The 26,455-nt window shown below is 72.5% G+C and carries 24 protein-coding genes; 12 read left to right on the plus strand and 12 right to left on the minus strand.

Annotated features, from left to right (window positions below; all coding sequences use genetic code 11):
* Positions 1–322: 322 nt before the first annotated feature.
* The 7 genes from ACIQMX_RS17775 to ACIQMX_RS17805 all read left to right on the plus strand — a co-directional run bounded on the left by ACIQMX_RS17775 (position 323) and on the right by ACIQMX_RS17805 (position 5,586).
* Entirely contained in the window at positions 323–625 is a 303-nt protein-coding gene (locus ACIQMX_RS17775; RefSeq protein WP_148021623.1) for an urease subunit gamma, read from the plus strand.
* Positions 622–951: an urease subunit beta gene (locus tag ACIQMX_RS17780; RefSeq protein WP_363067170.1), complete on the plus strand. Its 330-nt coding sequence runs from the start codon at positions 622–624 to the stop codon at positions 949–951. The genes ACIQMX_RS17775 and ACIQMX_RS17780 overlap by 4 nt, the downstream gene beginning before the upstream one ends.
* 1 nt (position 952) lies before the next feature.
* The gene (locus ACIQMX_RS17785) at positions 953–2,656 is read left to right on the plus strand and encodes an urease subunit alpha (protein ID WP_363067171.1); all 1,704 of its coding nucleotides are present in this window, start codon (positions 953–955) and stop codon (positions 2,654–2,656) included.
* On the plus strand, positions 2,656–3,321 hold the full coding sequence (locus ACIQMX_RS17790) for an urease accessory protein UreF (RefSeq protein WP_402478977.1): 666 nt from the start codon (positions 2,656–2,658) through the stop codon (positions 3,319–3,321). The genes ACIQMX_RS17785 and ACIQMX_RS17790 overlap by 1 nt, the downstream gene beginning before the upstream one ends.
* Before the next feature lie 49 nt (positions 3,322–3,370).
* Complete coding sequence (gene ureG, locus ACIQMX_RS17795) at positions 3,371–4,039, plus strand: urease accessory protein UreG (RefSeq protein WP_363067221.1); 669 nt, start codon at positions 3,371–3,373, stop codon at positions 4,037–4,039.
* Entirely contained in the window at positions 4,036–4,752 is a 717-nt protein-coding gene (locus ACIQMX_RS17800; protein WP_402478980.1) for an urease accessory protein UreD, read from the plus strand. The genes ureG and ACIQMX_RS17800 overlap by 4 nt, the downstream gene beginning before the upstream one ends.
* A 90-nt stretch (positions 4,753–4,842) precedes the next feature.
* Complete coding sequence (locus ACIQMX_RS17805; RefSeq protein WP_363067174.1) at positions 4,843–5,586, plus strand: SDR family NAD(P)-dependent oxidoreductase; 744 nt, start codon at positions 4,843–4,845, stop codon at positions 5,584–5,586.
* Here the strand turns inward: ACIQMX_RS17805 and ACIQMX_RS17810 are convergent.
* Entirely contained in the window at positions 5,573–6,781 is a 1,209-nt protein-coding gene (locus ACIQMX_RS17810; RefSeq protein WP_402478983.1) for an MFS transporter, read from the minus strand. The two genes, ACIQMX_RS17805 and ACIQMX_RS17810, sit on opposite strands and share 14 nt — an antisense overlap.
* A 238-nt stretch (positions 6,782–7,019) precedes the next feature.
* On the minus strand, positions 7,020–8,060 hold the full coding sequence (locus ACIQMX_RS17815; RefSeq protein ID WP_402478986.1) for a hypothetical protein: 1,041 nt from the start codon (positions 8,058–8,060) through the stop codon (positions 7,020–7,022).
* Positions 8,061–8,238: 178 nt separating this feature from the next.
* Between ACIQMX_RS17815 and ACIQMX_RS17820 the strand changes: the two genes are divergently transcribed.
* Both ACIQMX_RS17820 and ACIQMX_RS17825 read left to right on the plus strand, forming a co-directional pair.
* Positions 8,239–8,817, plus strand: a complete 579-nt coding sequence (locus ACIQMX_RS17820) for a dihydrofolate reductase family protein (protein WP_363067177.1) — start codon at positions 8,239–8,241, stop codon at positions 8,815–8,817.
* Positions 8,818–8,862: 45 nt separating this feature from the next.
* Positions 8,863–9,267, plus strand: a complete 405-nt coding sequence (locus ACIQMX_RS17825) for a nuclear transport factor 2 family protein (RefSeq protein ID WP_402478991.1) — start codon at positions 8,863–8,865, stop codon at positions 9,265–9,267.
* 36 nt (positions 9,268–9,303) lie between these two features.
* Here ACIQMX_RS17825 and ACIQMX_RS17830 read toward each other — a convergent pair whose 3' ends face one another.
* The 9 genes from ACIQMX_RS17830 to ACIQMX_RS17870 form a co-directional block, all read right to left on the minus strand.
* Positions 9,304–10,443 carry a zinc-binding dehydrogenase gene (locus tag ACIQMX_RS17830; RefSeq protein WP_402478994.1) on the minus strand — a complete coding sequence of 380 codons (1,140 nt, stop codon included), beginning with the start codon at positions 10,441–10,443 and terminating at the stop codon, positions 9,304–9,306.
* Positions 10,440–10,742, minus strand: coding sequence for an antibiotic biosynthesis monooxygenase family protein (locus ACIQMX_RS17835; protein ID WP_363067180.1), 303 nt, complete (start codon positions 10,740–10,742; stop codon positions 10,440–10,442). The genes ACIQMX_RS17830 and ACIQMX_RS17835 overlap by 4 nt, the downstream gene beginning before the upstream one ends.
* Before the next feature lie 7 nt (positions 10,743–10,749).
* Complete coding sequence (locus tag ACIQMX_RS17840; protein ID WP_402478998.1) at positions 10,750–11,409, minus strand: glycerol-3-phosphate responsive antiterminator; 660 nt, start codon at positions 11,407–11,409, stop codon at positions 10,750–10,752.
* 28 nt (positions 11,410–11,437) lie between these two features.
* Positions 11,438–12,991, minus strand: a complete 1,554-nt coding sequence (locus ACIQMX_RS17845) for an FAD-binding oxidoreductase (protein ID WP_402479001.1) — start codon at positions 12,989–12,991, stop codon at positions 11,438–11,440.
* The gene (locus ACIQMX_RS17850) at positions 12,988–14,661 is read right to left on the minus strand and encodes an FAD-dependent oxidoreductase (RefSeq protein ID WP_402479004.1); all 1,674 of its coding nucleotides are present in this window, start codon (positions 14,659–14,661) and stop codon (positions 12,988–12,990) included. The genes ACIQMX_RS17845 and ACIQMX_RS17850 overlap by 4 nt, the downstream gene beginning before the upstream one ends.
* 100 nt (positions 14,662–14,761) lie before the next feature.
* Complete coding sequence (locus ACIQMX_RS17855) at positions 14,762–16,306, minus strand: FGGY family carbohydrate kinase (RefSeq protein ID WP_402479006.1); 1,545 nt, start codon at positions 16,304–16,306, stop codon at positions 14,762–14,764.
* Positions 16,307–16,388: 82 nt separating this feature from the next.
* Positions 16,389–17,825: an MFS transporter gene (locus tag ACIQMX_RS17860; RefSeq protein ID WP_363067185.1), complete on the minus strand. Its 1,437-nt coding sequence runs from the start codon at positions 17,823–17,825 to the stop codon at positions 16,389–16,391.
* A gap of 246 nt (positions 17,826–18,071) precedes the next feature.
* Positions 18,072–19,625: a peptidoglycan-binding protein gene (locus tag ACIQMX_RS17865; RefSeq protein ID WP_402479009.1), complete on the minus strand. Its 1,554-nt coding sequence runs from the start codon at positions 19,623–19,625 to the stop codon at positions 18,072–18,074.
* Between the two features lie 217 nt (positions 19,626–19,842).
* A complete protein-coding gene (locus tag ACIQMX_RS17870) occupies positions 19,843–20,571 on the minus strand; it encodes a nitroreductase family protein (protein ID WP_363067187.1) in 729 nt (242 codons plus the stop codon).
* 280 nt (positions 20,572–20,851) lie between these two features.
* Here ACIQMX_RS17870 and ACIQMX_RS17875 point away from each other — a divergent pair, with 280 nt between their 5' ends.
* From ACIQMX_RS17875 to ACIQMX_RS17885, 3 genes are all read left to right on the plus strand, one after another.
* On the plus strand, positions 20,852–21,085 hold the full coding sequence (locus ACIQMX_RS17875; protein ID WP_363067188.1) for an acyl carrier protein: 234 nt from the start codon (positions 20,852–20,854) through the stop codon (positions 21,083–21,085).
* On the plus strand, positions 21,082–22,329 hold the full coding sequence (locus ACIQMX_RS17880; protein WP_402479012.1) for a beta-ketoacyl-[acyl-carrier-protein] synthase family protein: 1,248 nt from the start codon (positions 21,082–21,084) through the stop codon (positions 22,327–22,329). Before ACIQMX_RS17875 ends, ACIQMX_RS17880 begins: the two co-directional genes overlap by 4 nt.
* Positions 22,330–22,511: 182 nt before the next feature.
* Entirely contained in the window at positions 22,512–23,456 is a 945-nt protein-coding gene (locus tag ACIQMX_RS17885; protein ID WP_402479016.1) for an alpha/beta fold hydrolase, read from the plus strand.
* A 100-nt stretch (positions 23,457–23,556) separates the two neighbouring features.
* Here the strand turns inward: ACIQMX_RS17885 and ACIQMX_RS17890 are convergent, their stop codons facing one another.
* Positions 23,557–25,965, minus strand: a complete 2,409-nt coding sequence (locus ACIQMX_RS17890) for an endonuclease/exonuclease/phosphatase family protein (RefSeq protein ID WP_402479019.1) — start codon at positions 25,963–25,965, stop codon at positions 23,557–23,559.
* Between the last annotated feature and the right edge of the window lie 490 nt (positions 25,966–26,455).

The following is a 26,455-nucleotide window of genomic DNA, read 5'->3' on the forward strand; positions in this document are numbered from 1 at the left end:
TGCCCCCCCGGGGCGCCCGGCGGGCGGGGGGGGGGTGGGGGGGGGCACCTTTTTAATTCGGGGGGGTGGGGGGTGGTGGGGGGGGGGGGGGCCCCCCCCGGGGGGGGGCGCCCCCCGGGGGGGGGGGGCCGCGACCGCCTTTTTCATCTGCCCTTGATGATCAAATTTTGTCTGCTTTGCCCGTATATGGTAGGCGATAACGCCAGAAAGGGACTTTTTGCGGTGCGATGAAAGTTGCCACGGCTCCATCCGGAGGCTTATAAGAGGAGGGTGGCCGAGGCGATTCCGGGAATTCCGGGGACTGCCGCCATGGAGGTTTCCCATGTTTCTGACTCCGTCCGACACGGAGAAATTGCTGCTGAGTGTGGCCGGAATGGTCGCCCGTGACCGGCGGGAGCGGGGCGTACGCCTCAACTACCCCGAGGCCGTCGCGCTGCTCGCCTGCTGGGCGATGGAGCGGGCCCGTGAGGGAGCTCGCGTCGCCGACCTCATGACGGCGGGGCGTTCCGTGCTCACCCGTGCTGACGTGCTCGAAGGTGTTCCGGAGATGCTGCACGACGTCCAGGTCGAGGCGACCTTCCCCGACGGGCGCAAGCTCGTCACGATCACCTCGCCCATCCCGTGATCCCCGGCGAGATCCGGACCGGATCCGGCGTGCTGCACATTAATTCCGACCGCCCGAAAATTCAGCTGACCGTGGTGAACGACGGAGACCGCCCCATTCAGGTCGGATCCCATTTCCATTTCCTCGACGTCAATCCCGCACTTTCCTTCGACCGCTCATCGGCAAAGGGATTCCGGCTCGATATTCCCTCCGGTACGTCGCTGCGCTTCGAGCCCGGCGTCGGCGCGGAGATCACCCTCGTCGCGCTCGGCGGACGCGGGACGGTGCCCGGCATCGTCCCGCCCACCGCACCCCGGGCGGACGACGCGGCAGAGGAGGCCGTGTGACATGGCACAACTGACCCGCGCCGCCTACGCGTCGCTCTACGGGCCCACCACCGGCGACCGCGTCCGGCTCGCCGACACCGACCTCTGGATCGAGGTCGAGGAGGACCGCTGCTTCGGGGGCGAGGAAGCCGTGTTCGGCGGTGGCAAGTCGATCCGCGAATCCATGGCCCAGGCCACCACCTCGCGCGCCGACGGCGCCCTCGACCTGGTCATCACGAACGCCGTGGTCCTCGACCACTGGGGTGTCGTCAAGGCCGACGTCGGTATCCGGGCCGGCCGTATCGTCGCACTCGGCCGCTCCGGCAACCCCGACATCGCCGACGGGGTCCACCCGGACCTCGTGATCGGGCCCGGCACCGACGTCGTCTCCGGCGAGGGCCGGATCCTCACCGCCGGGGCCGTCGACACCCATGTCCACTTCCTGATGCCGGAGACCCTCCACGAGGCCCTGGCCACCGGCACCACGACCGTCATCGGAGGCGGCACCGGAGCCACCGAGGGATCCAAGGCCACCACCGTCACGCCCGGCGCGTGGAACCTCGCGATGATGTTCCGGTCCCTGGAGAACGTCCCGCTCAACGTCATGCTGTTCGGCAAGGGCTCCACGGTCGGCGAGGAGGCCCTGCGCGAGGCGGCGCTCGGCGGGGCGGGCGGCTACAAGGTCCACGAGGACTGGGGCGCCACACCCGCCGCCATCGACGCCGCCCTGAAGGCCGCCGACACCTACGGACTCCAGGTCGCGCTGCACGGCGACAGCCTCAACGAGGCGGGCTACGTCGAGGGAACCCTCGACGCCATCGCGGGCCGGGGGATCCACGTCTTCCACGCCGAGGGCGCGGGCGGCGGCCACGCACCCGACATCATCACCGTGGCCTCCCACCCCCACATCCTGCCGGCGTCCACCAACCCGACGCTCCCGCACACCGTCAACACCGTCGACGAGCACCTCGACATGCTGATGGTCTGCCACCACCTCAACCCCCGCGTCCCCGAGGACCTCGCCTTCGCCGAGTCCCGCATCCGCGCCACCACCATCGCGGCCGAGGACATCCTCCACGACATCGGCGCCCTCTCCATCACCTCGTCCGACGCCCAGGCCATGGGCCGCATCGGTGAGGTCATCTGCCGCACCTGGCAGGTCGCCCACGTCATGAAGCAGCGCTTCGGCGACCGCGGCAGCGCCCTGCCCGCCGACAATGAACGGGCCCGCCGCTACGTCGCCAAGTACACGATCTGCCCCGCCGTCGCCCACGGCATCGACCACGTCGTCGGCTCCGTCGAACCGGGCAAGCTCGCCGACCTGGTGCTGTGGGACCCCGCGTTCTTCGGCATCCGCCCCGCGGCCGTCATCAAGGGCGGCATGGTCGTGTGCGCGCCCCTCGGCGACGCCAACGCCGCGATCCCCACCACCCAGCCCGTTCTGCTGCGCCCGACGGCCGCGGCCGGGGCCGCCCCGCACCTCTCGGTCGCCTTCGTCTCACCGGCCGCCCTGGAGGACGGACTCGCCGAACGGCTCGGTCTCGTGCGCGAACTGGTCGCCGTGCGCCCCACCCGCCATCTCACCAAGGCCGATCTGCCGAACAACACCGCGCTCCCGGCCATCGAGGTCGACCCGGAGACCTTCGCCATCCGGATCGACGGAGAACTCGTCGAGCCCTCGCCCGCCACCGAACTGCCGCTGACCCAGCGGTACTCCATGTTCTGATGGCATCGCTCGCCTCTCTTCTGCTCGGCGACGGGCGGCTCCCGGTCGGTGCGTACACCTACAGCGCGGGACTCGAACCCGCCGTCGCCGCCGGCCTCACCCGCGACCGGGTCCCCGCACTGCTGAAGGCCCGGCTGCACACCACCGCCGTCACCGAGGCGGCCGCCGCCGTCCTCGCGCTGCGGGCCGCCGGGCAGGACCCCGCCGACTACGGACCCGTACAGCACGCCCTCGAAGCCCGGACCCCGGCCGCGCCCCAGCGCGAGGCATCGGCGGCCCTCGGGCGGGGCGTGCACCGGCTGGCCCGGCGGCTGGCGCCGGACCACCCGGCGGTCACCGCACTGGCCGCCCTGCGGCCCCGGCCCCTGCGACCGGTCGCGCTCGGCGCACTCGGAGCCGTGCTGGTGGTCTCCGAGGAGGAACTGGCTCACGCCGTCGTCTACGACGAACTCCAGACCATCGCCTCGGCCGCTCTGAAGATCCTGCCGGGCGACCCGCTCGACTCGGTCGCCTGGATCCTCGCCGCCGAGCCCGACGCGGCACGGGCGGTGACCGCCGCCCTCGCCGTACGGAGCCCGGACCGGCTGCCCGCACGCACCGCCCCGCTCACCGAACAGTGGGCGCTCGAACACGCACGACGCGAACGGAGACTCTTCCTTGCCTGACAACGACACCACCCCCGCCCCGCAGCCGAACCCCCACTTCCACGAGCCGCTGAACCAGCCGCGCGCCCTGCGCCTGGGCGTCGCGGGCCCGGTCGGCACCGGGAAGAGCTCGATCCTGGCCACCCTGTGCCGCGAGCTCGCCGGCGAACTGTCCATGGCGGTCGTCACCAACGACATCTACACCGACGAGGACGCCCGCTTCCTGCGCTCGGCGGGTGTCCTGCCGACCGAACGGATCCGGGCGGTCGAGACCGGCGCCTGCCCGCACACCGCGATCCGCGACGACGTCAGCGCCAACCTGGACGCCGTCGAGGACCTGGAGGAGGCGTACGGGCCACTGGACCTGGTCCTCATCGAGAGCGGCGGCGACAATCTCACCGCCACGTTCAGCCCGGCCCTCGCCGACGCGCAGCTGTTCTGCATCGACGTCGCGGGCGGCGGCGACGTCGCCCGCAAGGGAGGTCCCGGCATCACCGGCGCCGACCTCCTGATCATCAACAAGACCGACCTCGCGCCGTACGTGGAGGTGGACGTGGCCGCGATGGTGGCCGACGCCGAAGCGGCCCGCGGCGGACTTCCGGTCCTCGCCCTGTCCCGGAAGGATCCGGCCTCCGTCACCGAACTCGCCGACTGGGTGCGGTCCTTGCTCGCCCGCCACCGTGCCGGCAGCCATGTGCCCACGGACCCGGGCCCGATGGCGCCCCACAGCCACTCATGAAAGAGCCGGTCGTCGTCGGCGTCGGGCGCGACGTCTCGGGCCGCCACCTGGCACACGAGCTGAGGCCGGGCGCGTTCCTCGCGCCCCGCCCCCTGATGCCGGCCTCCGACCGGATCCGGATCGCCCTGGTCGGCACCCGGGCGGGGCTGCTGGCGGGCGACGACCTCGGGCTGCGGATATCGGTCGGCCCGGGCGCACGCCTGGAGCTGGTCGAGCCGGCCGGTCTCGTCGCCTACGACCACCGGGGCGGCAGCTCCCGCTGGCGGGCCCGCGTGGACATCGCCGAGGGGGGCGAACTCCTCTGGCACGGACTGCCGTTCGTCGTCTCGGACGGGGCGGACGTCGTCCGGACGATGGATGCGCGTCTTGCCGCGGGGGCCCGGATGCTGTGGCGCGACACCCTGGTCCTCGGCCGCTCGGGCGAACGCGGCGGCAGCCTGCGGGCCGTGACCCGGGTGACGTACGAGGGGCGGGAGCTTCTCGTCGAGGACCTCGACCTGACCGATCCGGACCTGCGTGAGCTGCCCGGCGTCCTTGGCACCCACCGGGTCATCGGCGCCGTCACCGCACTCGGCGCGACCCCGGCGGGCCGGCCGCATCCCTACCGGACGGACCTGGCGGGCCCGGGTGCGCAGGTGCGGCTGACGGACGTGGCCGCCCCGGCCGTCGAGGCGGAGCTGACGGCGGTCTGGGAGTCCTGGCTGCCTCATTGATATGCACCATACATATAGGATGTATGGTGCATAAGAAAGGCGTGGTGCGGGGGTGCGGCGCCGGACCCATCGAGTCGGAGGAACAGCGCAATGACACTGGAGAACAAGGTCGCCGTCGTCACCGGAGGAGCCTCGGGCATCGGCGAGGCCGTCACCCGGCTCTTCGTCGAACGCGGCGCCCGCGTCGTGGTCGTCGACCTTCAGCAGGAGGCCGGAGACGCCGTGGTCGGCGAGCTCGGGGACGCGGTGGCCTTCCTGCGGGGAGACGTCTCCGACCGGGCGGTCGCCGACCTGGCGGTGGCCACGGCCGTCGAGCGCTTCGGCGGCCTGGACATCCTGGTGAACAACGCCAGCGCCTCACGCGTACGACCCTTCACCGAGCAGACCGAGGACGACTGGAAGCTCGCCCTGGACAGCGGCCTGTTCGCCACCCGCAACTTCATGCTCGCCGCCTACCCCGAGCTCCGCAGGAGCCGGGGCTCGGTGATCAACTTCGGCTCGGGAGCGGGTATCGACGGCCAGCCGAACCAGGCCTCGTACGCCGCCGCGAAGGAAGCGATCCGCGGGCTGAGCCGGGTCGTCGCCAACGAATGGGCGGCCGACCAGATCCGGGTCAACGTCGTCGCGCCGATGGCGAAGACCGCGGGCGTGGCCGCCTGGGCCGAGGCCAACCCCGAGCAGTACGCCCTCTCGGCCGCCAAGGTCCCGCTCGGCCGCTTCGGTGACCCGCGCACGGACGTCGCCCCCGTCATCGCGTTCCTGGCGAGCGACGACGCCCGTTACATCACCGGTCAGACCCTGATGGCCGACGGCGGCGCGATCAAGCTCCGCTGACCGCGTCCGCCGCTCCCGCGGGCCGGGAGCGGCGGACCGCGGCGCGTGCCACCGCCGCCGCGCACACCATCGCCGGGGCCGCCGCCAGCGCGAAGCACAGGGCGAGCGGCAGCCGGTCCACGAGCAGGCCGATCACGGCGGTCCCGCCCGAGGAGCCGGCGTTGAACGCCGTGTTCACCCAGGCGCCCGCCTGGGTGCGCCGGTCGGCGCCGACCGACTCGTCGGCGATCAGATACGCGGTCGTGAGCGCCGGAGCGACGAAGAGCCCGGCGACCGCGGCGGCGGCGACCAGCACGTACAGATGCGGCGACAACCCGGCCGCCATCAGCGCCGCACCCAACGCGGCCGCCACCACCGGCAGCCGTACCCGGCTCGCCGACTTCCACCGGACCGCCCCGTAGGCCAGACCGCCGACGGCGCTCCCGGCCGAGAGGGCCGCCAGCACCCAGGAGACCGCCGTCGGCCGCTGGAGCTGCTCGGTGAAGGCCACCACCAGCAGATCGAGCGCCCCGAGGCAGAGGCCCACGGCGGCCGTCACCATGACCGCGTGACGCAGGGCGGCGATGCCGTGCAGACGCAGCCGGGGAGCGGCCGGCCCGTCGGCCGGGGGCCGTACCGTGCGCCCACGGGACACCGCGGGCGAGCCCACCAGCGCCGCCGCCCCCACGAACACGAGCACGGCGCCGGCCAGGACGCCGACGGCCGGTTCGGCGGCCGTCACCACGATCCCCACCAGCAACGGACCAGTCACATACAGCAGTTCCTCGGCGACGCCGTCCAGGCTGTAGGCGCGCTGCAGCAGTTCCCGGTCGGGCACGAGGCTGCTCCACAACGTCCGCATGACGGGACCGAGCGGCGGCGTGCAGGCCCCCGCCGTCGCCGCCAGAAGGCCCAGGACGAGCGGCGGTGCCCCCGGCCGCCAGGCGGCCAGGGCGATCACGGCGAGCAGCACCGCGTACAGCCCGGCCATCGGCGGCAGGACCCGGCGCGGCCCGTACCGGTCGATCAGCGCGGCGCGGGCGGGGGACAGGACGACGCTCGCGGCGCCGAACACGGCCATCGCGCCACCGGCCGCGGCGTACGAACCGGTGGCGTCCTTGATCGAGAGCAGGAGGGAGAGAGGGACTATTCCGTACGAGAGCCGCCCCAGCAGTGCGGCACCGAAGGTGCGTGCGGCATGGGGGGTACGCAGCACGGCAGCGTACGACGGCGCGCGCGAAGGCGCGGGAGAAGACGTGAGCACGATGACATTCCTCGTGAGGGCAGCGCGAGGACGCGGCGCTGCGGGGCATGCGGGGACACCGGAGTGCCGCACCCGGGAGAAGGGTGCGGTCAGTGCGGGGCCCTACGCACGAGGAAGGAACATGGGGGCAAATTAGCAGAGTGCGTGCCGCGACGGCAGGGGGCCTCTCAAGGGCCGCCCCGCACCTGACCTACCCGGTGATGTCCGGATTGGCTGCCAGCACCGCCTCCGCGGCCGTCCCCAGCCGGGGCAGGAACGCGAGGACCTCCGCCCGCCGCTCCAGCAGATCCGCGGTGCGGGTGATCCCGGTCAGCTCGGCCACGGCCGCCTCGAAGGCGGGCAGCCGCTCCCTGTGCAGCGCCGGTTCGTCCACGGCCAGCACCGTGTGGCAGCGGGCCAGCGTCGCGACGATCCAGAACACCGCCTCGCGGTGCTCGCCCCGGTCGAGCAGCTCCAGGCTGCCGTCGACGGCGACGGGCCGGGCCTGCCCGGTGAGGTCGCTGCTGAAGAAGAACGGGGTGCGCGCCACCGGGACCGTGGCGTCGAACGTGCGCGTCAGTTCGCCCACGTGGTGCCGTACCACCCGCTCGGAGACGTCCGCGCAGCCGAGGAGCGCCAGCAACTCCGGGTAGAGCTCCGGCTGTCCGTACGCGTCGAGCACCTCGCGCACGGCCTGGTAGCGCAGCCGGACAGTGGGATTGCGCAGGGCGGCGACCAGCAGGACGTGGGTGGTGACGCCGGTGGGGAACATCCAGGCCGGTACCTGCTCGTGAAAGGGCGCGGAGGCGTCGAACGCGGCCAGGCGGCCTTCCACGCGCCGCCGGGCGTCCAGACAGCGGCTGCGCACCCGGTCGCGCTCGGCGAACCGGGGCGAGACGTGCGCGTACAGGGCGCGCAGACCGCCGGTCGGATCGTCGATGACCGTGTCCCGGCGGAAGCTTCCCGCCAGGTGGTACGAGGAGAGCACCGCCTCCGGGTCGCGCAGCTCGGCCCACGGCAGGTACGTGATCTCCAGCAGCGCGCCCTCGTAGCGCAGTTTGCCGGGCTTGGCGGGCGGCTCGTCCTCCTCCGTGACGACCACGACGTCCACGTCGGACGAAGGCGGCAGCTCGGCGTCGTCGGGCCGGCCGACCGTCGAGCCGCTGAAGTACGCCCCGCGGTAGCCGGGGCCGGGACGGGCGTGGGCGGCCACCCAGCGAGCCGCGGCAGCCCGGGCGGATCCGATTCTCACGTGCGCTGCTCCTCGGGGGCCGGTGCGGCGGGCTTCGGGCGCCCGCCATTGCCGACTCCTACGGGGTGCGCCCGCCGTTCGTCAAGCGATGCGCTCAGGTCCGACGTCCGTGCTCCGCCGCCGGGTATGGTCGGTTTCGTCTGCCGGCCCGTCCCCGAATCTTCTGGCGAGGTACGCGATGCGAAAGATCATCTATTCCATGTCGGTCTCCCTCGACGGCTACTTCGAGGGACCGGACCGGGACATCAGCTGGCACCGGGTCGACGAGGAACTGCACCGTCATTTCAACGAGCAGATCGCGAAGATGGGCGGCTTCCTCCACGGGCGGGTCGTCCACGAGCTGATGGCGGACTTCTGGCCCACCGCCGACCAGGACCCGGCCAATGCCGGGCCGATGGCCGACTTCGCGGAGATCTGGCGGAACATGCCGAAGTACGTCTACTCCCGGACGCTGGAGCGGGCGGACTGGAACACCACGGTCGTCCACGAGGTCGTGCCCGAAGAGGTCAGGGCGCTGAAGGAACAGCCCGGCGGCGACCTCGGTCTCGGCGGCGCCGACCTCGCCGCGTCCTTCGCGGCGCTCGATCTGATCGACGAGTACTGGGTCTACGTCCACCCGGTGCTGATCGGCCGGGGAAGGTCCATGTTCCCGTCGACGGACACCCTGACCGCGCTCCAGCTCGTGGGGACCCGGACCTTCGGCAGCGGGGTCGTGGAACTGCGCTACGGGCGAGCCGAAACCCCGTCGCGGGACTGACCGTCGCGGGCGTAGGGTCGCGGCCCGGACATTGGGAGGACGCACGTGGCACTGAGCGTCGAGGACCGCCTGGCGGTCATGGAACTGATCGCCCTGCACGGACATCTGGTCGACGACGGCGAACTCCACCGGCTGGAGGAACTGTTCACCGACGACATCGTCTACGACGTCACGGACCTCGGACACGGTTCGCTGATCGGGGTGGACGCCTTCCGGGACGCGGCGATCGCCATGGGCGCACGCAACCCGGTGGGGCACCACGTCACGAACATCGTGCTCACCGACCTCGGCGACGGCCGGGTGGGCGCCCGCTCCAAAGGCATCGGCATCAACGCCGACGGCACCAGCGGCAGCGTCACGTACGAGGACCTGGTGGTGCGGGCCGAGCGCGGCTGGCGCATCAGCTACCGCAAGGTCATCGCCCGCCGCACACCCCTCGGCGCCCCATGAGGCGCCCGCCCGGCGGCGGGCGCCTGCGGCAGCCGCTCAGGCCTCCAACAGCCCCGATGTGTCCAGCACCTGACGGATCGCCCGGCCCGAGGCCAGCTCCTCCATCGCCGAGTTGACCTCGTCCAGCGGGAGCGTGCCGGTGTGCATCTCCTCCACCGGCATCAGCCCCGCCCGCCACAGGTCCAGGAACCGGGGGATGTCGCGGCGCGGGACCGCGTCGCCCATGTACGAGCCCAGCAGGGACTTGCCCTCGCCCGCGAAGGCCAGCGCCGGTACCTCCAGGACGCGGTCGGGCGCGGGCAGGCCCACCGAGACGACCTTGCCGCCCCGGGCGACCGCCGCCAGGCACTCAGCCATCACCTTCGGGCTGCCCACGGCCTCGACCGCCACCTCGGCGCCGCCGGAGGTCAGTTCGCGGACGGCGCCGAGTGCCTCGTCGGGGGCGTACGCGTGCGTGGCTCCCAGGCGCAGGGCCAGCGCGCGCTTCTCGGGCACCGGGTCGACGGCGACGATCGGGTACGCGCCGGCCGCCCGCGCCCCCAGGACCGCCGACAGGCCCACCCCGCCCAGCCCGTAGACCACGGCTGACTGGCCGGGGCGCAGGGCGGCCGTGTTGATGACCGCGCCGGCGCCCGTCAGGACCGCGCAGCCGAACATCGAGGCCACGGAGAACGGGATGTCGCCGGGGATCGGCACCACGGACTCCTGGGCCACCACCGCGTACGAGGAGAACGCCGAGACGCCCAGCTGGTGGTGGACCGTGGCGCCGGCGGCGTCCGTCAGCAGGGAGGGGCCGTGCAGCAGCGCGCCCGAACCGTTCGCCGCGGCGGCCTGCGCGCACAGGGCGGGGCGGCCCGCCGCGCAGTCGGCGCAGAAGCCGCAGCTCGGCACGAAGACCAGGGCGACATGGTCACCGGGGGAGATCCGGTGGACGCCCGGCCCGGTCTCCTCGACCACGCCGACCGCCTCGTGGCCCAGGGCCATCGGCAGCGGCCGGACGCGGTCGCCGTTGACGACCGAGAGGTCCGAGTGGCACAGCGAGGCGGCGGCGACGCGCACCAGCACCTCGCCCTCGCGCGGGGCGCCGAGGGTCAGTTCCTCCACCTCGACCGGGCGGGTCCGCGCATAGGGCCGGGCCGTTGATATGGAGCGCAGGACCACGGCCCGGGTCTTCACGCGGTCACCCCGTCGCGGGGCGCGCAGCGCAGGACGTCGCGGCTCTCCAGGAGCGGGACGACCTTGCCGAGCACGATCTCCTGGAAGTGCGGGGTCGCGCAGTGCGCGGTGAAGTCGGCCTCGGTCGCGTACTCCTCGTAGAGGACGATCGCCCGGGGGTCCTCGGTGCCCTGGTGGACCCGGTAGGCGAGGTTGCCGGGTTCCTCGCGGGAGGCGGCGGCCATGGTGTCGAGAAGCGGCAGGACGGTGTCCTGCTCGCCGGGCTTCGTGCGGTAGCGGGCTACGACTACGTAGGTCACGTCGGTACTACTCCTGGGGTGGGACTGGCCTCTTGAGCGCGGACGGCGGGACCGGCGGCAGCTGGTCGCGGCGCAGGTGCCAGAGGCGGGGGTCGGACGTGGCGGCCGCGGCCGACCCGAGGGCCAGGGCGAGCGCCACGTCCGCGGGGCACTCCACGAAGCCCGCGGCCACCGACGGGGACATCGCGCGCTGGGCCTGCGCGCTCATCCGGGCGATGATCGGGGCGGGCATGACTTCGACCAGGTCCGGCGCCCCGCGCGAGATCGCGTCCGTGGAGCGGCGCAGATTGGACCGGTCGGTGACGAACACCTTCATCATCGTCAGCAGGCCGAGCGGCCGGCCCTTCTCTATGAGCGAGAGCCGGGTGCTGACCACGCCGTGCGCGCCCATGTTCTTGATGAACTCCAGCGCGCCCCGGTCCTGAGCCAGACCGGGGCTGCTGTCCACGTTCACGAACACGAGCTTCCCCGCCCTGCCCAGCGCCGGCACCACCTGGGGCAGCTGCCCCACGGCGAACGACGCGAGGATGCACACCTTGGCCGGTGCGGTCAGGAACTGCCGCAGCGGCTGGGTGCCGACGACCGACGCGATCACGGGTACCTCGGCGAACGCCGAGGTGAGCCGCGGATCGAGCGGAACACCGGACCGGGACGGGGAAGGGGTCATGGCACAACCTGCCTGGAAGAGTGCGAGGTCAGTTCAGCGGAGACGTACCGAATCGGCTGGGAAGACCCAGTTTGCCAGGGTTGAGGATGCCGGCCGGGTCCAGGGCCGCCTTCACCGCGACGAACGTCGCGAAGCCCGCGCCCAGGGATTCCTCCAGGTAGGGGCCGCGCAGCAGTCCGCAGCCGTGGTGGTGGCTGAGCGCCGCCGCGTGCCTGATGAGGACGGCGTTCGCGGCGTCCCACACCGAGCGGTACCAGTCGCGGCGCGCCTCGGGTGCCACCTCGCCGCGGAGCGAGAAGTACACGCAGGCACCGTCGGTGTACGCGTGCGACTGGTGGGCCGAGGCCGCCAGCGTGCCGGGCACCGACTGGATCGCGCCGACCACCTCGTCGTAGATCACCGGGAGGTCGGCCCAGGAGGCCGCCATCTCCAGGGTGTCGGCGACGAAACCGGGGCCGGGCGTGAAGCCGTCCGCCGACTTGCCGACCAGCATCCGCTCGTCGAGCCAGCGCTCGAACACGGCCTGCGAGTCCAGTTCGGTGCCTTCCGCGGAGCAGACCTCGGCCGCCACCTTGATCGAGGCGTCCACGATCGCCGGGTCGCCCTCGTCGGCGATCAGCAGGAGGTTGGTCCCCGGGTGACCGAAGTGGGTGCCCGACTCCAGGGCGTCGTACAGCCGCAGGACGGCCGGGGTCGCGCCGCGCTGCATGATCGTGCGGCAGGCGTCCAGACCCTCGGCGAAGGTCGCGAAGCCGAAGGCGACGGCGTTCGCGTACTCGGGCAGCGGATGGACGCGCAGCCGGGCGCCGACGATGACGCCGAGGGTGCCCTCGGAGCCGATGAACAGCTGGCGCAGGTCCGGGCCGACGGCCGCGCGGGCGTAGTCGCCGTACGTGGCGCGGGTGCCGTCCGCGTGGATGACGTCCACACCGACGACCATGTCCTCGATCTTGCCGTAGCGCGTGGAGAGCTGGCCGGCGCCGCGGCAGGCGATCCAGCCGCCGACCGTGGAGACGGCGAACGCGGAGGGCCAGTGGCCCGTCGTGACGCCGTACTCCTCCTGGAGCTGCTTCTCGAAGAGGTCGCCGAACATGCCGGCCTGGACGTCCACCACGTTCGACTCGGCGTCGAAGCCGGTGATCTCGTTCAGCCCGCACACGTCCAGGACGACACCGCCGAAGACGGGCAGCGCCGCCCCCGTGACGTTGGAGCGGCCCGCGGACGGGGTGACCGGGATGCCCGCCGCATGGCAGATGCGCAGCACGGCCGCGATCTGGTCCGCGTCGGCCGCCTCGACGATCACGGCGTCCGGAGTCGCGGGACGGCCCTCGGTCTCACCGATCATCGAACCGGCCCACCAGTCACGGGTCCGGGTGACGACCTCCTCGCGCTCCACGTGCACGGCCTGCGCGACCTCGCGCAGCGCCCCGACCACGGCCTCGGGGACCTCGACGGGGTTGTTCTGGAGCGCGGCCTCACCGTCGCCGATCGGGGTGTTCTGCGCCCACTTGGCGAAACTCGGGGCGCCGATCGTGTAGTTGCCCCGGTTGAACGGGTGGGTGATGGTCTGACGGCTGATCATGCTGCTGCCCCTTCGAGGAGTACGGACTTTTCGTGACGGACGGCCGCGAGGTAGTCGGAGACGGAACGCTCCACCTCGGCCTCCGTGAGGTTCAGTTCGCGGCCGAGGATCGCGCCGACCGCGCCCGCCGCGTCTGCGGACGCGTCGCGGGCGAAGAGCCGGGCGCGCATGCGGCGGGAGAGGACGTCGTCGACCGAGCGGGCGAGCTCCGCGCGGGCCGCGTACACGACCTCGGCCTTCGTGTACGGGAGTCCCGCGACGATGGGCTCGGCCAGCGCCGGGTCCTCCTGGATCAGGTCGCCGACGAAGCGCGCCTCGGTGCCGAAGCGCTCGCCGAGGTGCGCGGCGATGCCACCGGAGGCCGCCACGGCCTCGGCGTCGTACCCGGCGCCGCCGAGGAGCGGCAGGTCGGTGGTGTGGCTCTTCGCCTTGCGGCCGAGAACCGTCATCACCTTGTCGATGACGAGTTCACCCATGTGCCGGCTGGTGGTGAGCTTGCCGCCGGTCACCGTGACCATGCCGGTGCGGCCGATGCTGATGTGGTGGTCGCGGCGCATGTCGAGCGTCGCGCCCTCCTTGCCGCCGACCAGCGGACGCAGCCCGCCGATGGAGCCGACCACGTCGTCCGGGGTGAGCTTGCCCTCGAACGCCGTGTTGGCGCCCTCCAGCAGGAAGTCCATCTCCTGACGCGTGCAGTGCACATCGTCGGGCGAGCCCTGGTAGTCCTCGTCCGTGGTGCCCAGCACGACGCTGTTGCCCCAGCGGGTGCACGTCGCACGGCGGGCCCGGCCCGGGATCGGCACGGTGACCGTGCAGTTGATCCGCACCTTGTCCCACGGCACCACGATGTGCACGCCCTTGGCCGGGCGGACCTGCGGCCGGTGGCCGTCGACGGCCTTCGCGTCCAGCTCGTCGGTCCACACCCCGGTCGCGTTGACGACGGCCCGCGCCCGGATGTCGACGCTGTCTCCGTCCACGTCGACCCGTGCTCCGGCGACCCGGCCGGCCCGCATCAGCAGGCCCTCGGCCTTCGCCCCGTTGAGGACGGTCGCGCCGAGCGCGGCGGCGGTGCGCACGATGGTCAGGACGAGACGCGCGTCGTCGGTACGGGCGTCGAAGTACATCAGCCCGCCCTGGAGGTTCTCCGCACGCAGCGTCGGCGCCTGCGCGAGGACCTCGGGGACGGTCAGCCGCTGGTGGAGCTTGCCGATCCGCCAGCCGCCGACCAGGTCGTACGTCCACAGCAGCCCCTCGAACCCCTTGGCGAGACGGGCGTCGAAGATGCCCTCCTTCTCCAGGATCGGGAAGAGGAACGGCAGCCGGTGCACCAGATGCGGGGCGTTCTTGCGGAAGCGGTGCCGCTCCAGGAGCGAGTGGCGTACGAGATTGACGTTGCCCTGCTCGATGTAGCGCAGCCCCCCGTGCACCATCTTCGAGGACTTCGACGACGTGCCCGAGGCGAAGTCGTCCTTCTCGACCAGCGCCGCGCGCAGCCCGCGCGAGGCGGCGTCCAGCACGGCGTACGCCCCGGTGATGCCGCCGCCGATGACGAGTACGTCGTACGTGTCGTCGGCCAGCTGCCGCTTGGCCGCCGCGCGGTCGAGCAGCAGGGGCGTGCGGCGGGTCGCCGCGGCGCTGCGCCGCGGTTTCCTGGCGGGCATGGTGATCACAACATCAACTCCTGGTGTTTCGGTGCGGCGGCCGCGTGGTCGGGTGTCCGGCCGCCGCCTGCTGACGGTGAGGGACCGTCAGTGAGGGGGTGAGGGGGCGTCAGTGAGGCGTCAGGGCAGGGTCCTTGAGGTGGTTGATCAGTACCTCGCGCCAGGCGGTCCGCTCGGCGGCGCGTACGTCCGCGCCGGTGGAGGGTTCGAAGACCTGACCGCGCGGCTGCGCCTCGACGACCTCTTCGAGCGAGCCCCACAGGCCCCGGGCGACCCCGGCCAGATAGGCGGTACCGCGCAGGCTGGCGGTCGCCGAGTCGGCGACGCGTTCCAGCGGCAGGCCGGTCAGGTCGGCCTGGATCCGCAGGAGAGGGTCGCTGCCCGCGACACCGCCGCCCACCCGGAGGCGGGTGAACGGGGTGCCCATCGTGGCGGCGACGCCGTCGACGAGGTCGCACACTGAGTGCGCGATGCCGTCGAGCACGGCCCGGGCCAGATCGGCGCGGGTGGTGGCGAGGGTGAGCCCGGTGAGCGAGGCGGTGGCCTCCGGGTGCCAGACCGGGGTCCGGACCCCGGCGAGCGCCGGAACGAACCGCGGGGTGCGGCCCGGCCGGACGGAGACCCGGCCGGCCTCCTCACCGAGCTCCTTCGGCGAGGCGAACAGGCCCAGGTCGTCGCAGAGCCAGCGCAGCGCCGAACCCGCCGTGGAGGTGTACGCCTCCAGGCTGTAGTGACTGGTGCCGCCCTGCCGGTAGCCGGGCTGCGCGAGCACCCCGGAGATGTCCGGCCGGGGCAGGGCGGGCGTGGTGCCGGTCGCCGCGTCGACGAACGCGCCGGTCCCGTACATGCACATGCCCTGCCCGGCGGCGAGGCCACCGAGCGCGATCAGTGCGGCGTGCTGGTCGCCCATGGAGGCGGCCAGCGGGACGGCGATGCCGAGGGCGGCCGGGTCGGTCGTGCCGAATCCGGCGTCGTCCGAGCGGAGCTCGGGCAGCAGGTCGAGAGGGAAGCCCAGGTGGCTGATCCACTCCTCGTCCCAGGCGTGCCGCTCCAGCAGGTAACCCCCGCTGGACGCGGCGTTGGTCGGGGTGGTGGCGTGCACGGCGCCGCCGGTCAGACGCCAGATCAGCCAGGTGTCGACGGTGCCGAAGAGCAGCCGGCCCTCGCGGTGCGCGGCGGCCACCTCCGGGTGCGCGGCGATCTGCCGGGCGGCCCAGAGGAACGGTGCGCGGGCGCCGACCGGCCGGCCCTGACGGGCGGTGAGAGCAGCGTCCCACGTGGCCTCGTGAGCGGTGAGCTCGGCGGCGTACCGCCGGTCCTGCCACACCACGGCGGGCAGCAGCGGCCGCCCGGTGACCCGGTCCCAGAGCATCGCGGTGGCCCGCTGCGTGGAGAGCGCGACGGCGGTGACGGCGATGCCGTCCGCCCGGGCGGCGCCGACGGCCCGGCGCGCCACGTCGAGCGTGGCCGTCCAGATCTCCATCGGATCCTGCTCGACCGAGAGGTCGTCCGGATGGCTGACCGCGATCGACCGGTAGAACACCTCGTGCGCCGCGCCGGAGTCGAGGACGACTCCGGCCCGGGTGCCCGTGGTGCCCTCGTCGATGGCCAGCACACCGCGCCGGGGAGCGGCGCCGGGGAGCGTCTGCGTCATTGCAGCCCTTTCATTGCGAGCATCGCGAGCTGTACGGAGGGGGAGAGGGACCATCGTGGGGTGCGGCAGGAGCGGCGGACGGTCAGCGCGAGGTGACGGACTCCGCGTGTTCCGGCGCACCGGTCGCCCGCTGCGGGGCGGCCTCGTCGGGCGAGGCGGCCTTCATCGGGTCCCACTTGATGGCCAGACAGGTGATCAGGCCGAGCAGCGGGACGACGGAGAGCACCAGGAAGGTGTCGGCGAGGCCGAGCGACTCCTTGATCTGCGGGAAGAGATACAGCCCCGCGACACTGCCGAAGCTGCCGACCATCCCCGTGACACCCGTGCCGAGCGCCCGCACATCACTGCTGTACGAGAGCGCCGCGATGGACTTGCCGTTGGCGCCGGGGCCGGCGGAGTGGCAGAGGATGAAGAGCACCGGCAGCAGGAACGCCACGGCCGTGGGGACCTTCTCGAAGGTCAGCCCCATCGCGATCAGAGCGACGAACACCCCGGCGAACCCGGCGGCGGAGCTGAGCCGCAGGCCGAGCCGGCGGCCGAAGTACGCGGACAGCAGCCCGCCCGCGATGCCGAAGGCGTTGAACACCATCGAGCCGATCGTGGCCTTCTCGAAGCTCTCGCCGAAGATCGTCAGGCTGATCAGCGGGAGGTACCAGCCGACCGCGAAGTACTGCATCGACTGCCCGAGCGAGATGACCGAGGAGAGGATGGTGCGGGGCAGGTACTCGCCCTTGAAGAGCAGTCCGGCCTGGCGGAAGCCGATGGCGGGCGCGGCCGTCGCGGCGCGGGTCGCCTCGTCGGGCTTTCCGGCGACGGCCTTGATTCCGTAGATCCGGTCCAGGTTGAGGACGGACTCGTCCAGGCGGCCCTTGCTCGCCAGCCAGGTGGGGCTCTCCCTGAGCATCAGCCACTGGCCCACGAGGAGCGCCACGGCCACGACGGCGGCCGAGCCGACCGACCAGCGCCAGATGTCCGAGCCGACGTCCAGGTTGAAGAAGACCAGGGCGAGCGCGAGGTTGCTGGTGGTGGCGACGTACCAGACGGCCTGCCACAGGTTCAGCCGGCCGCCGAGCTTGGCGGGTGTGTACTCGGCGAGCAGCGCCATGGCGACGGCGAAGTCGATGCCGTACGCGACACCCACCAGGACCCGGCCCAGCCAGACGACCGTGAAGTCACCGGCGAACGCGGCGAGCAGGGCGCCCGCGATGGCGAAGACCTTGGCGATGAGCAGCGGGGGGACCCGGCCGATGCGGGTGGCGAGCCAGCCGCCGACCGGATTGAAGATGATCGCCAGGGCCGGAGCGGTGGCCGTGAGGATCGAGACCTGCGTGCTGGTCAGCTCCATCTGGGACGTCATCGGTCCCAGACCCGCGCTCAGCGCCGCGTTCGAGTAGGCGTCGAGGAACAGCCCGCCGAATACGAGGAACCAGATGACTTGCGCCCGGCCGGTGATCTTTCCCAGCCCATCGATGAGCGCAACGACGTCGGCGACGCCTTTGACGCTCGGACGTTGTGCCATGAATCCGCCTTCGAGGAAGACCCATCGGCGGCACGGGGAGCACAAAAAAAACAGGCATGACGAAACCACCGACAGGTGGTCTATGTCTGTGCCTGCCAAAACACTGCGGAAAGCGCCGCAGCACGTGAAGTGCGACTACACGAGGAGGTTAGGAAGGCGTCAGGAGAAACGTCAAGGGTTTCCGGCAGGTTACCCAAACGTGACGAAGAGCCCCCGGGGCCCGGCGGCGACCCCGGGGGCCGGCCGTCAGCGGCCCGCCTGGAGCGCTCCCCAGGTACCCGGTCCCACGACCCCGTCGACCGTCAGGCCCCGGCTCGTCTGGTAGCTCCGCACCGCCGTCGCCGTCCCCGGGCCGAAGCTCCCGTCGACGCCGACCGTCGAGCCGAGCGCCGCTGTCAGCGCGCGCTGGAGCCGCTTCACCGCGTCGCCCGAGGCGCCTTCGGCGATCTGGGAGGTGGCACCCGCGGACAGCAGGGCGGTCCAGGTCTTCGCCCCCACCACCCCGTCCGATGTCAGACCGCGCGCGGTCTGGAACTTCCTGACCGCGCCCTCCGTGGCCGGGCCGAAGCTGCCGTCCACCTCGCCGGCCGGGTACTGCTGCGCGTTCAGCAGCGTCTGAACGGCTCTGACCTGGGCACCCGTGGAGCCGCTGCGCTGTGTCGCGTACGCCGTGAAGCTCAGCGCGTCGGCGCCGGTACCGCCGTCATTGCTCCCGCCGACCAGTTCCATGTAGCGGTTCCAGTCCCAGTACGGTCCGGGGTCGGTGTGGTCGTTGCCCGGCACGTCGACGTGGCCCATGATGTGCGCGCGGTCCTTCGGGATGCCGTACCGGTCGCACAGGTGCGCGGTCAGGGCGGCCGAGGACCGGTACATCGAGTCCGTGAACCAGGACGGGTCGTCGATGAAGCCCTCGTGCTCGATGCCCAGCGACGAGGCGTTGGCGCTCCGCGCGTGGTACGCGGTGTCGCTGTCGCGCACCATCTGGGTGATCTGGCCGTCCGACGAGCGCACCACGTAGTGGGAGCTCACCTCGGACACCGGGTCCTGGAACCAGCTGATCGTGCCCGCGTAACTGCCCTGCGTGACGTGGATGACCACTTTGTCGATCGCCGCCGAGCGGCCCGGGGTGAAGTTGTTCGGGTCGGCGGCGACCCACAGGGCGGACGGGTAGTCGGCGCTCCGGGTGCTGGCGTCCGTGGCGGTGAGGCCGTCCTTGTGCGGGGAGACCGGGCGGCCCGTCACCGAGATGTGCTCGCCGTCCGGGGTGACGGCGTCGAGCCCGTCGGCCAGGAAGGTGTAGACCGTGTCGGCGTAGAGGGCGGCGGCCTGACCGTCGGAGCCGCTGTACCGGGCGACGGCCGGGTACCAGGCGCCGAGGTCGTCGCGGTCCCCGGCGTCGAGGCCGAGCCCGTCCGCGTAACGGCGCAGTACGGCGGCGCCGCCCAGGATGTTGGCCGGGGTGTCGCTGCGGAGCTCGGCCAGGGACTTCCCGGTGAGGCCCGCGGCCTGCTCCAGGGTCCGGTGGGCGGGGTTGCTGACCAGGTGCATGACGCCGAAGCCGTTCGCCTGGCTGGGGCGCCCGGAGTGGCCGTCGAGCCGGGTCTCGCCGTAACCGACGGCGGCGAGCAGATCGCGGGGCACGTCGTACTTCTCGGCGGCCCGCTCGAACGCCCGGTTCATCCGGTGCCCGGTGTCCGTCGAGGCGAGGGCCGGGGTGCCGGTCGCGGCCAGGACGGTGGCGGTGAGGGCCGCGAGCACGGTGGCGCGGGCCCGGGTGTGGGCGGCGGCGCGTGTGGGCATACCTGCTCCTGCTCTGTGGGGGAGAAGAACGGCGCCGGGCCCGGGTGGGGTGGAGCGGGGGCCGCGAGGCCCGCTCAGGCTATCCGTCTGTCCAGGGCATGACAATCATGACGCCGCGTGTCGAACTCGCTTTCACCCCAATGGAGTTGAGTGCCCGCCCGGGAGGGGCGGGCGCCGACCGGACCCCGCCGCCGGGGCGAGGTCCGGACGGCTGGTCCTACCAGCGGTCGCGGTGGATGACGTCGGCCACCGGGCGGCGCCGGACCGGCCCGAAGTTGCCCTGCGGCCATCCGACGGGAATGGCGGCGAAGGTCTGCATGTCCTCCGGGATGCCGAGCGCCTCCTTCCACTCCTGCTCCAGCATCAGGTGCCAGATGGTGATGTTCGCCGCGAGCCCGAGCGCCCGGGCGGCCAGCAGGATGTTCTGGACCCCCGGGTACACGCAGGACCCCTCGGCGAGTGCCTGGAAGCGCGTCTGCGTGCTCATCATGTGCTCGACCCCGGCCGGGCCGAGCGCCTGCGCGTAGGCCGCCAGGCCCTCCTCCTCCATCCGGGGCTCCGGGAACCGGTAGCAGGGCATGATCAGCGCCGGTGTGTCGGCGAAGTGGTCGCGCTGGTACTCGATCGCGGCGACCATCCGGCCGTACGCCGCGTCGTCCATGCCCTTCGGCGCGTACTTCCCGGTCGTCGCCAGATACGCGTCCACGCACCGCTTCCAGAGCGGAGCCAGACGTGCCATCACCTCACGGTCGGTCACGACCACGTACTCGTAACACTGCATGTTCCCGCCGCTGGGACCCCACACCGCGGCCTGTACGAGCTGCTCGATCGTCTCGTCCGGGACGGGCTCGGGCTTGAGCCGGCGCATCGCGCGCATCGTGGACATGGTGGAGAACAGGGCCTCGGCCTCGGCCGTTCCGGCCGCCTGAGTCGTTTCGATCGTCATGATCGCGGAGTTTACGGGCGAATCCCGGCCGTGAGGAGGCCCGTTGGCCGGCCCGCGAACGGCGTGCGCGGCGCAGGCCCGGACCGAGCCCTCCGCCCCCGTCGCACCCCGGCCAATTCGCACACCTGGACAGCCCCCCACCGCACGGGGGAACGCGGCCCGGACCCGTCGCCGCCAGGGCGTATAAAAGGTTCCTCCGGACCGGCCGGCGTCCCCCGATGGCAGGCACACCCCACGCGGCAGGGCGTCACCGCGTACGACAGCGGAGGAGTGCCCCCCCATGAGTACGGCAGACGAGATCAGCACCTTGCTGGTGGCGAACTTCGGTACCGACCCGGTGGCGATCCGCCCCGAGGCGTCGCTCCGTCAGCTCAGACTGGACTCCCTGGCCCTGGAGGAACTGCGGCTCCTCATCGAGGACCGGCTGGACGTCGACCTCGACGACGTCCAGCTGACCTCCCGCGACACCGTCGGCCAACTCGTCGACGCCGTGCACAGCAAGGCCGCGGCATGACGGCCCGTCACCGGATCGAACCGTTCGCCGCCGCCGTCACCGGCATCGGCCTGGTCACCGCGGCCGGCGTGGGCACCGCCGCGGCGTGGCGCGGCGTGTCCGAGGCCGCCGAGGCCCCCTCGGTCCTGCACCGGCCCGAACTCCACGACCTGCCCTGCGACTTCATGTACACCATCACGGGCCTCGACCCGAAGGCCCTGCTCGGCGTCGCCGCCCAGCGGCTCATGGACCGCTTCTCGCAGCTCGCCGTGATCGCCGCCCGCGAGGCCGTCGCCGACGCCGGACTCGATCCCGCGGTCTGGGACAGCGGCCGTGTCGCCGTCGTCATCGGCTCCGCCCACGGCGGACTGCCCTTCTACGACGAGCAGCACACCGCCCTCACCGAGCGCGGCGCCCGCCGGGTCTCACCGAAGCTGGCCCCGCTCAGCGTCGTCAACGGCGCCGCCAGCAGCGTCGCCACCGACCTCGGCGCCCACGGCCCGAGCCAGGCCGTCTCCACCGCCTGCTCCTCGGGCACCGTCGCCATCGGCACCGCCCACCAGATGCTGCGCACCGGCGCCTGCGACATCGTCGTCGCGGGCGGCGCCGAATCCGTCTGCTCCCGGCTGCTGATCGCCAGCGCCTGCCGGCTGAAGGCCGTCTCCACCCGGCGCGACGACCCCGAGTCCGCCTGCCGGCCCTTCGACACCCACCGAGACGGCTTCGTCGTCGGCGAGGGCGCCGGCCTCCTCGTCCTGGAACGCCCCGAACACGCCGCCGCCCGCGACGCCACCGTCCGCGCCCACATCGCCGGCTACGGGGCCTCCAGCGACGCGTACTCCGCCGTCGCCCCCGACCCGGACGGTCGCGGCATCGAACGGGCCCTGCGCACCGCACTCGCCGACGCCGGACTGGGCGCCGCCGACATCGGCCACGTCAACGCCCACGGCACCTCGACCGTGGCGAACGACCTGATCGAGGCGACCATGCTGCGCCGGGTCCTGGGCGAGCACCCCCTCGTCACGTCGACCAAGGCGATGACCGGCCACACGCTCGGCGCCGCGGGCGGCATCGAGACCGCGCTGACCGTGCTCGCCCTCCAGCACCAGCTCGTGCCGCCCACGGTCAACCTCGACGCCCCCGACCCGGAGATCCCCGTCGAGGTGGTGCAGAAGGAGGCCAGGGCCGGCGCGTTCGACGCCGCGGTCAAGACCTCGCTCGGCTTCGGCGGGCACAACGCCGCACTCGTCCTCACCCGGGCCTGACCCCCGCGGGCGGCCGGGGGCCCTTCGTCCGGATCAGGCTGGGCCCGCGGAGGTCCGGCACCGCACCTCGCGGCGCGGTCGACGGTCGCCATGACCCGCTCCTCCGCCCCGCTCCGCACGGCACCGGACCCCGCTTCCCGATCCAGCCCGATCCGAACGAAAGGCCCGAAGGCCCGATGACCATGCCCGACGAGATCATCCGGCACCTGTCGGTGCACGGGCTGCGCTACAGCTACCGCGTCCTCGCGCAGCCCTCGCCCCGCACCGAGCCGGTCGTCGTCATCGGCGGCGCGCTCCAGGGGATGTACGGCTGGCCGCAGATGGACGAGCACCTCGGCCCGCACGCCCCGGTCGTCACCGCCGATCTGCCCGGCATGGGAGGCGCCGACCCGCTGCCGCCCGGCACCGGCGACGAGGTCCTGTACGACGCCGTCGCGGGCATCATCGACGACCTGGGCGCGGCCCGGGTCAACCTCTTCGGCTTCTCCTACGGCACGTCGATCGCGTTCGGCTGCGCCCGGCGCGACCCCGGCCGGATCGCCCGCCTGGTACTCGGCGGCGTACCGGCGCACATCAGCGAGGCCCAGCGCAGCCAGTGGGGCCGGGCCGTCGACCAGCTGGGGGAGGGGGACACGGAGGGGCTCGCCACCCTGACGACCGAGGCGCTGATGTGCCAGGACCTTCGGCGAACGGTCCACCGCAGGGAGCTCGCCCGGCGCTATGTCCGGCGGTCGTTCGTGCACGCGCTCACCCATTCCCCGCACGCCGCGCAGTCGCTGCGCCGGGCGCTGGGTCACCGGCCCGACTTCTCCGGCGGGCTGAGCGGGGTGCCCGCGCTCGTGTTCGCGGGCGAGCACGACACCGTGACCTCCCCCGAACGGCAGCGCGCCTTCGCTGAGACGATCGAGGGAAGCCGCTTCCTGACGATCGGCGACTCCGACCACTGGGTCGTGCTGGAGCGGCCCGACGACGTGGCGGACCTCGTCGCCCGCTTCTTCACCGACCGCCCCCTGGAGGCCGCGCCCGCCCTGCGGCCGCTGCCCTCGCTGCCGCGCCCGCGGCCGGGCGCGGCAGGTCGGGTCCTGCCCCGCCCGGCCGACGGGATCAGCGGCGGTCGCCGGTCTTGATCCGCCCGGGCGGCGGGGTCAGCGGCGGTCGCCGGTCTTGATCCGCCCGGGCGGCGGCGTCAGCGGCGGTCGTCGGTCTTGATCCGCCCGGGCGGCGGGATCAGCGGCGGCCGTCGGTCTTGATCCGTACGATCTGCGGGTCGTGGTCGCTCGCCTGGTCGGCGAACTCCGCGTTGATGTGCACCACGTCGTAGTCGAACCGACGGATGCCGGGGCTCGTCAGGATGTGGTCCAGCGTCTGCGAGTTGCCCTCGTACACATAGCTGTACTGCTCGTTCGCCGGCAGCGTGGTGATCAGCGGCTTGAGGGCCTTGCCGGCGGTCAGCGCGGACATCGTCGGTGAGAACGCGAAGTCGTTCAGGTCGCCGAGCGCCACGACGCGCGCCGACTTGTCCGCCGCCAGCAGGGACTTCACGAAGGTGTTGACCTCTGCGGCCTGCTGGATCCGCTTCGTCTCGGAACTGCGCGACGGCTCCTGGTAGCGGCCGTGCAGCGGCTGGTCGCCGCCCTTGGAGGCGAAGTGGTTGCCGATGACGAACACCGGCTTCCCGTGGAAGCGGAACTCGCCGACCAGGGGCTTGCGGCTGTCGTCCCACGCCGCGCTCGCCGGGGCGATGCGGCCGGGCGACACCGACAGGGTCACGCCCTTGCGCGTCGGCACCGCCGCCACGGCGGTGGTCGCGTCTCCGCCCGCGCGGTCCACGAAGGAGACCCGGTGCGGGTTGAAGAGGAAGACGTTGCGGATGTTGCCGCCGGGCTCGCCGCCGTCCCGGCCGTCCTGCGGGGCGACATAGCGCCAGGCGTAGCGCGGCCCGCCCGCCGCGACGATCGCGTCGGTGAACCGCTTCAGCGTCGCCTCGGAGCCGACGGTGCCGTCGCTGACCGCGCCGTTGTCGTCCTGGATCTCCTCCAGCGAGACGATGTCGGGGGAGGAGAGGTTCACCGCGACGCCCTCGGCGAGCGTGTCGAACTTGGCCTGCTCGTCCAGCGCGTCCAGGTTCTCCACGTTGTACGTGGCGACGGCGAGCTCGCCGCCCTTCTGCTTCCGCGTGACCTCGCGCCGCAGACCGTTGTCCTTGAGCGTGCCGAGCTCGGTGGCCTGGAGGTTGTAGCCGCCGAACGAGGCGTAGTCGATCACGCCGGTGGTGGTGCCGGACAGCACGTCGCCGACGTTGCCGACGGGGAAGGGACGCGAGGTGTCGAGCGACATCACCTTGATCCGGCCGGTGTTCTGGTCGGTGTACGAGGAGTACAGCGTGCCGCCGCGCCGGGTCCGGTTCTGCTTCGGTTCGACGGTCACCCAGATCTCGTCGTACGCGGTCGTGGCACCCGTGACCCGGGTGTCGGCGATCTGCACGCGGGTGCCTTCGAGGGACTCGTAGAGGTCGAGGGCGTACACCGACGGCTCCAGGGGCAGCGCGTCGATCGAGGCGCCGCCCGCCGAGGGGACGTAGGCGGCGGGCACCGCGGCCGCGTCCAGCACCACCGGTGCCGGAAGCGCGTTGCCGGAGGAGAGGACCGTGGTCCGGGGAGAGGTGATCTCGGTGATGGACTGCGTGGTGGCCGACGGGTAGTACTCGTCCACCGTGCCGCTGACCAGGACGGAGTCGCCCACCGCGACCGCCGGGGCGGCGGAGCCGGTGTAGACGAAGACGCCCTCGCCGGTGCGCGGGTCGGCGTCCGGGGCGGTGTCCTGGATCCAGAAGCCCTTCGAACCCGTGGTGCGGACCGCCGTGACGATGCCGGGTACCCCGGTCACGGCCTTGCCGTCCAGCGGGGAGACCCGGGTGATGCCCTGGATGTCGTGGACACGCACGGTGCCGGGCTCGGTCGGGTTGCCCGGGTCACCGGGGTCCGTGCCGCCGCCGGACGTCTCACCGGCCGCGTTGACGGGCGTGGGTGCCGCGGCGGACAGGTCCGTGGCGTTGTCGTCGGTGTCGGCGAGGGAGGCCGCACGCGCCACGGAGGCGGTGGCGGAGGCGCCGGCGGCCGGGCCGCTGCCTTCCCGGACGACCGCGGAGCCGTAGCCCACCAGGTCGACGATGCGGGTGTCGGCGGCGCAGTCGGCCGCGGTCTTGCAGGTCAGCGGCGTGGTGCCGGAGACCAGGGCGATGCTTCCGCTCGCGGCGGACATGGCGACGGTGCCGGTGGCGTCCGGCGTGGGCAGGGCGACCGTGCCACCGGTGCCCGCGGCCTCGGCGACCAGGTAGCGGCCGCCGGGCGCGACGGAACCCGTCAGCGCGGAGACCTGCCACAGCGAGCCCGCGGACGGGGTCCCGGGGAGGTACTGGACGCTGAACCCGGACAGGTCGTACGCGGCGGAGCCGGAGTTGGCCAGCTCGACGAAGTCGCGGGTCAGCGTCGCGCCCGAGTTCCCGCCGCCGCCGTACACCTCGGAGATCACGGCGGTGGAGGACGGTGCCGCGAAGGCGGCGGGCAGCGCGGTCGCCGAGAGGGTCACGGCGACCGCGCCGGCCAGCAGGACGGAACGGGATCTGGATATGCGCACGGAAACTGCCCCTCAGAGTGTGGTGAGGGAGCACAAGCTATGCGCGTAGAACCGACGATGACAAGGCATCAGAGGTTAATTCCAGAAATCGTTCCCCCGGCCGGGTGAGCGGGCGCCGCCGGGCCCGCCCGGTGCCGTGGCTCCGCCGGGTTCCGGACCCGTCGTTCACACGCCTGCCGCACTCCCGCCATGCTCCGCAACACGCGGGCAACACCCGTCCTGCGCAAGGGTGTCCAGGATGCGGCGAGGGTTTGACCGGGTTGAGCGGGTCCGGCTACGTTGCGCGGCATGCAGCGATCCGCACACCTGACGACGCGAGGTCATATCGACCTGAAGCGCGTGTGCTCCGCCGTGTGTCACCGCGTCTGAGAGCACCACGTCCGCGCCGAGCAGCCGCGCCCGCCCCGGTTCCTCGCCCGGTCCCTCTCCACGGAAGAGGCAGCACCCTCCGGCCCAGTGCCGCGGACGGTCTGCCCCGAGCTCCCTGCCG

Origin of the sequence: Streptomyces sp. NPDC091416, from assembly GCF_044756845.1 — a bacterium.
Classification (GTDB): Bacteria; Actinomycetota; Actinomycetes; order Streptomycetales; family Streptomycetaceae; genus Streptomyces.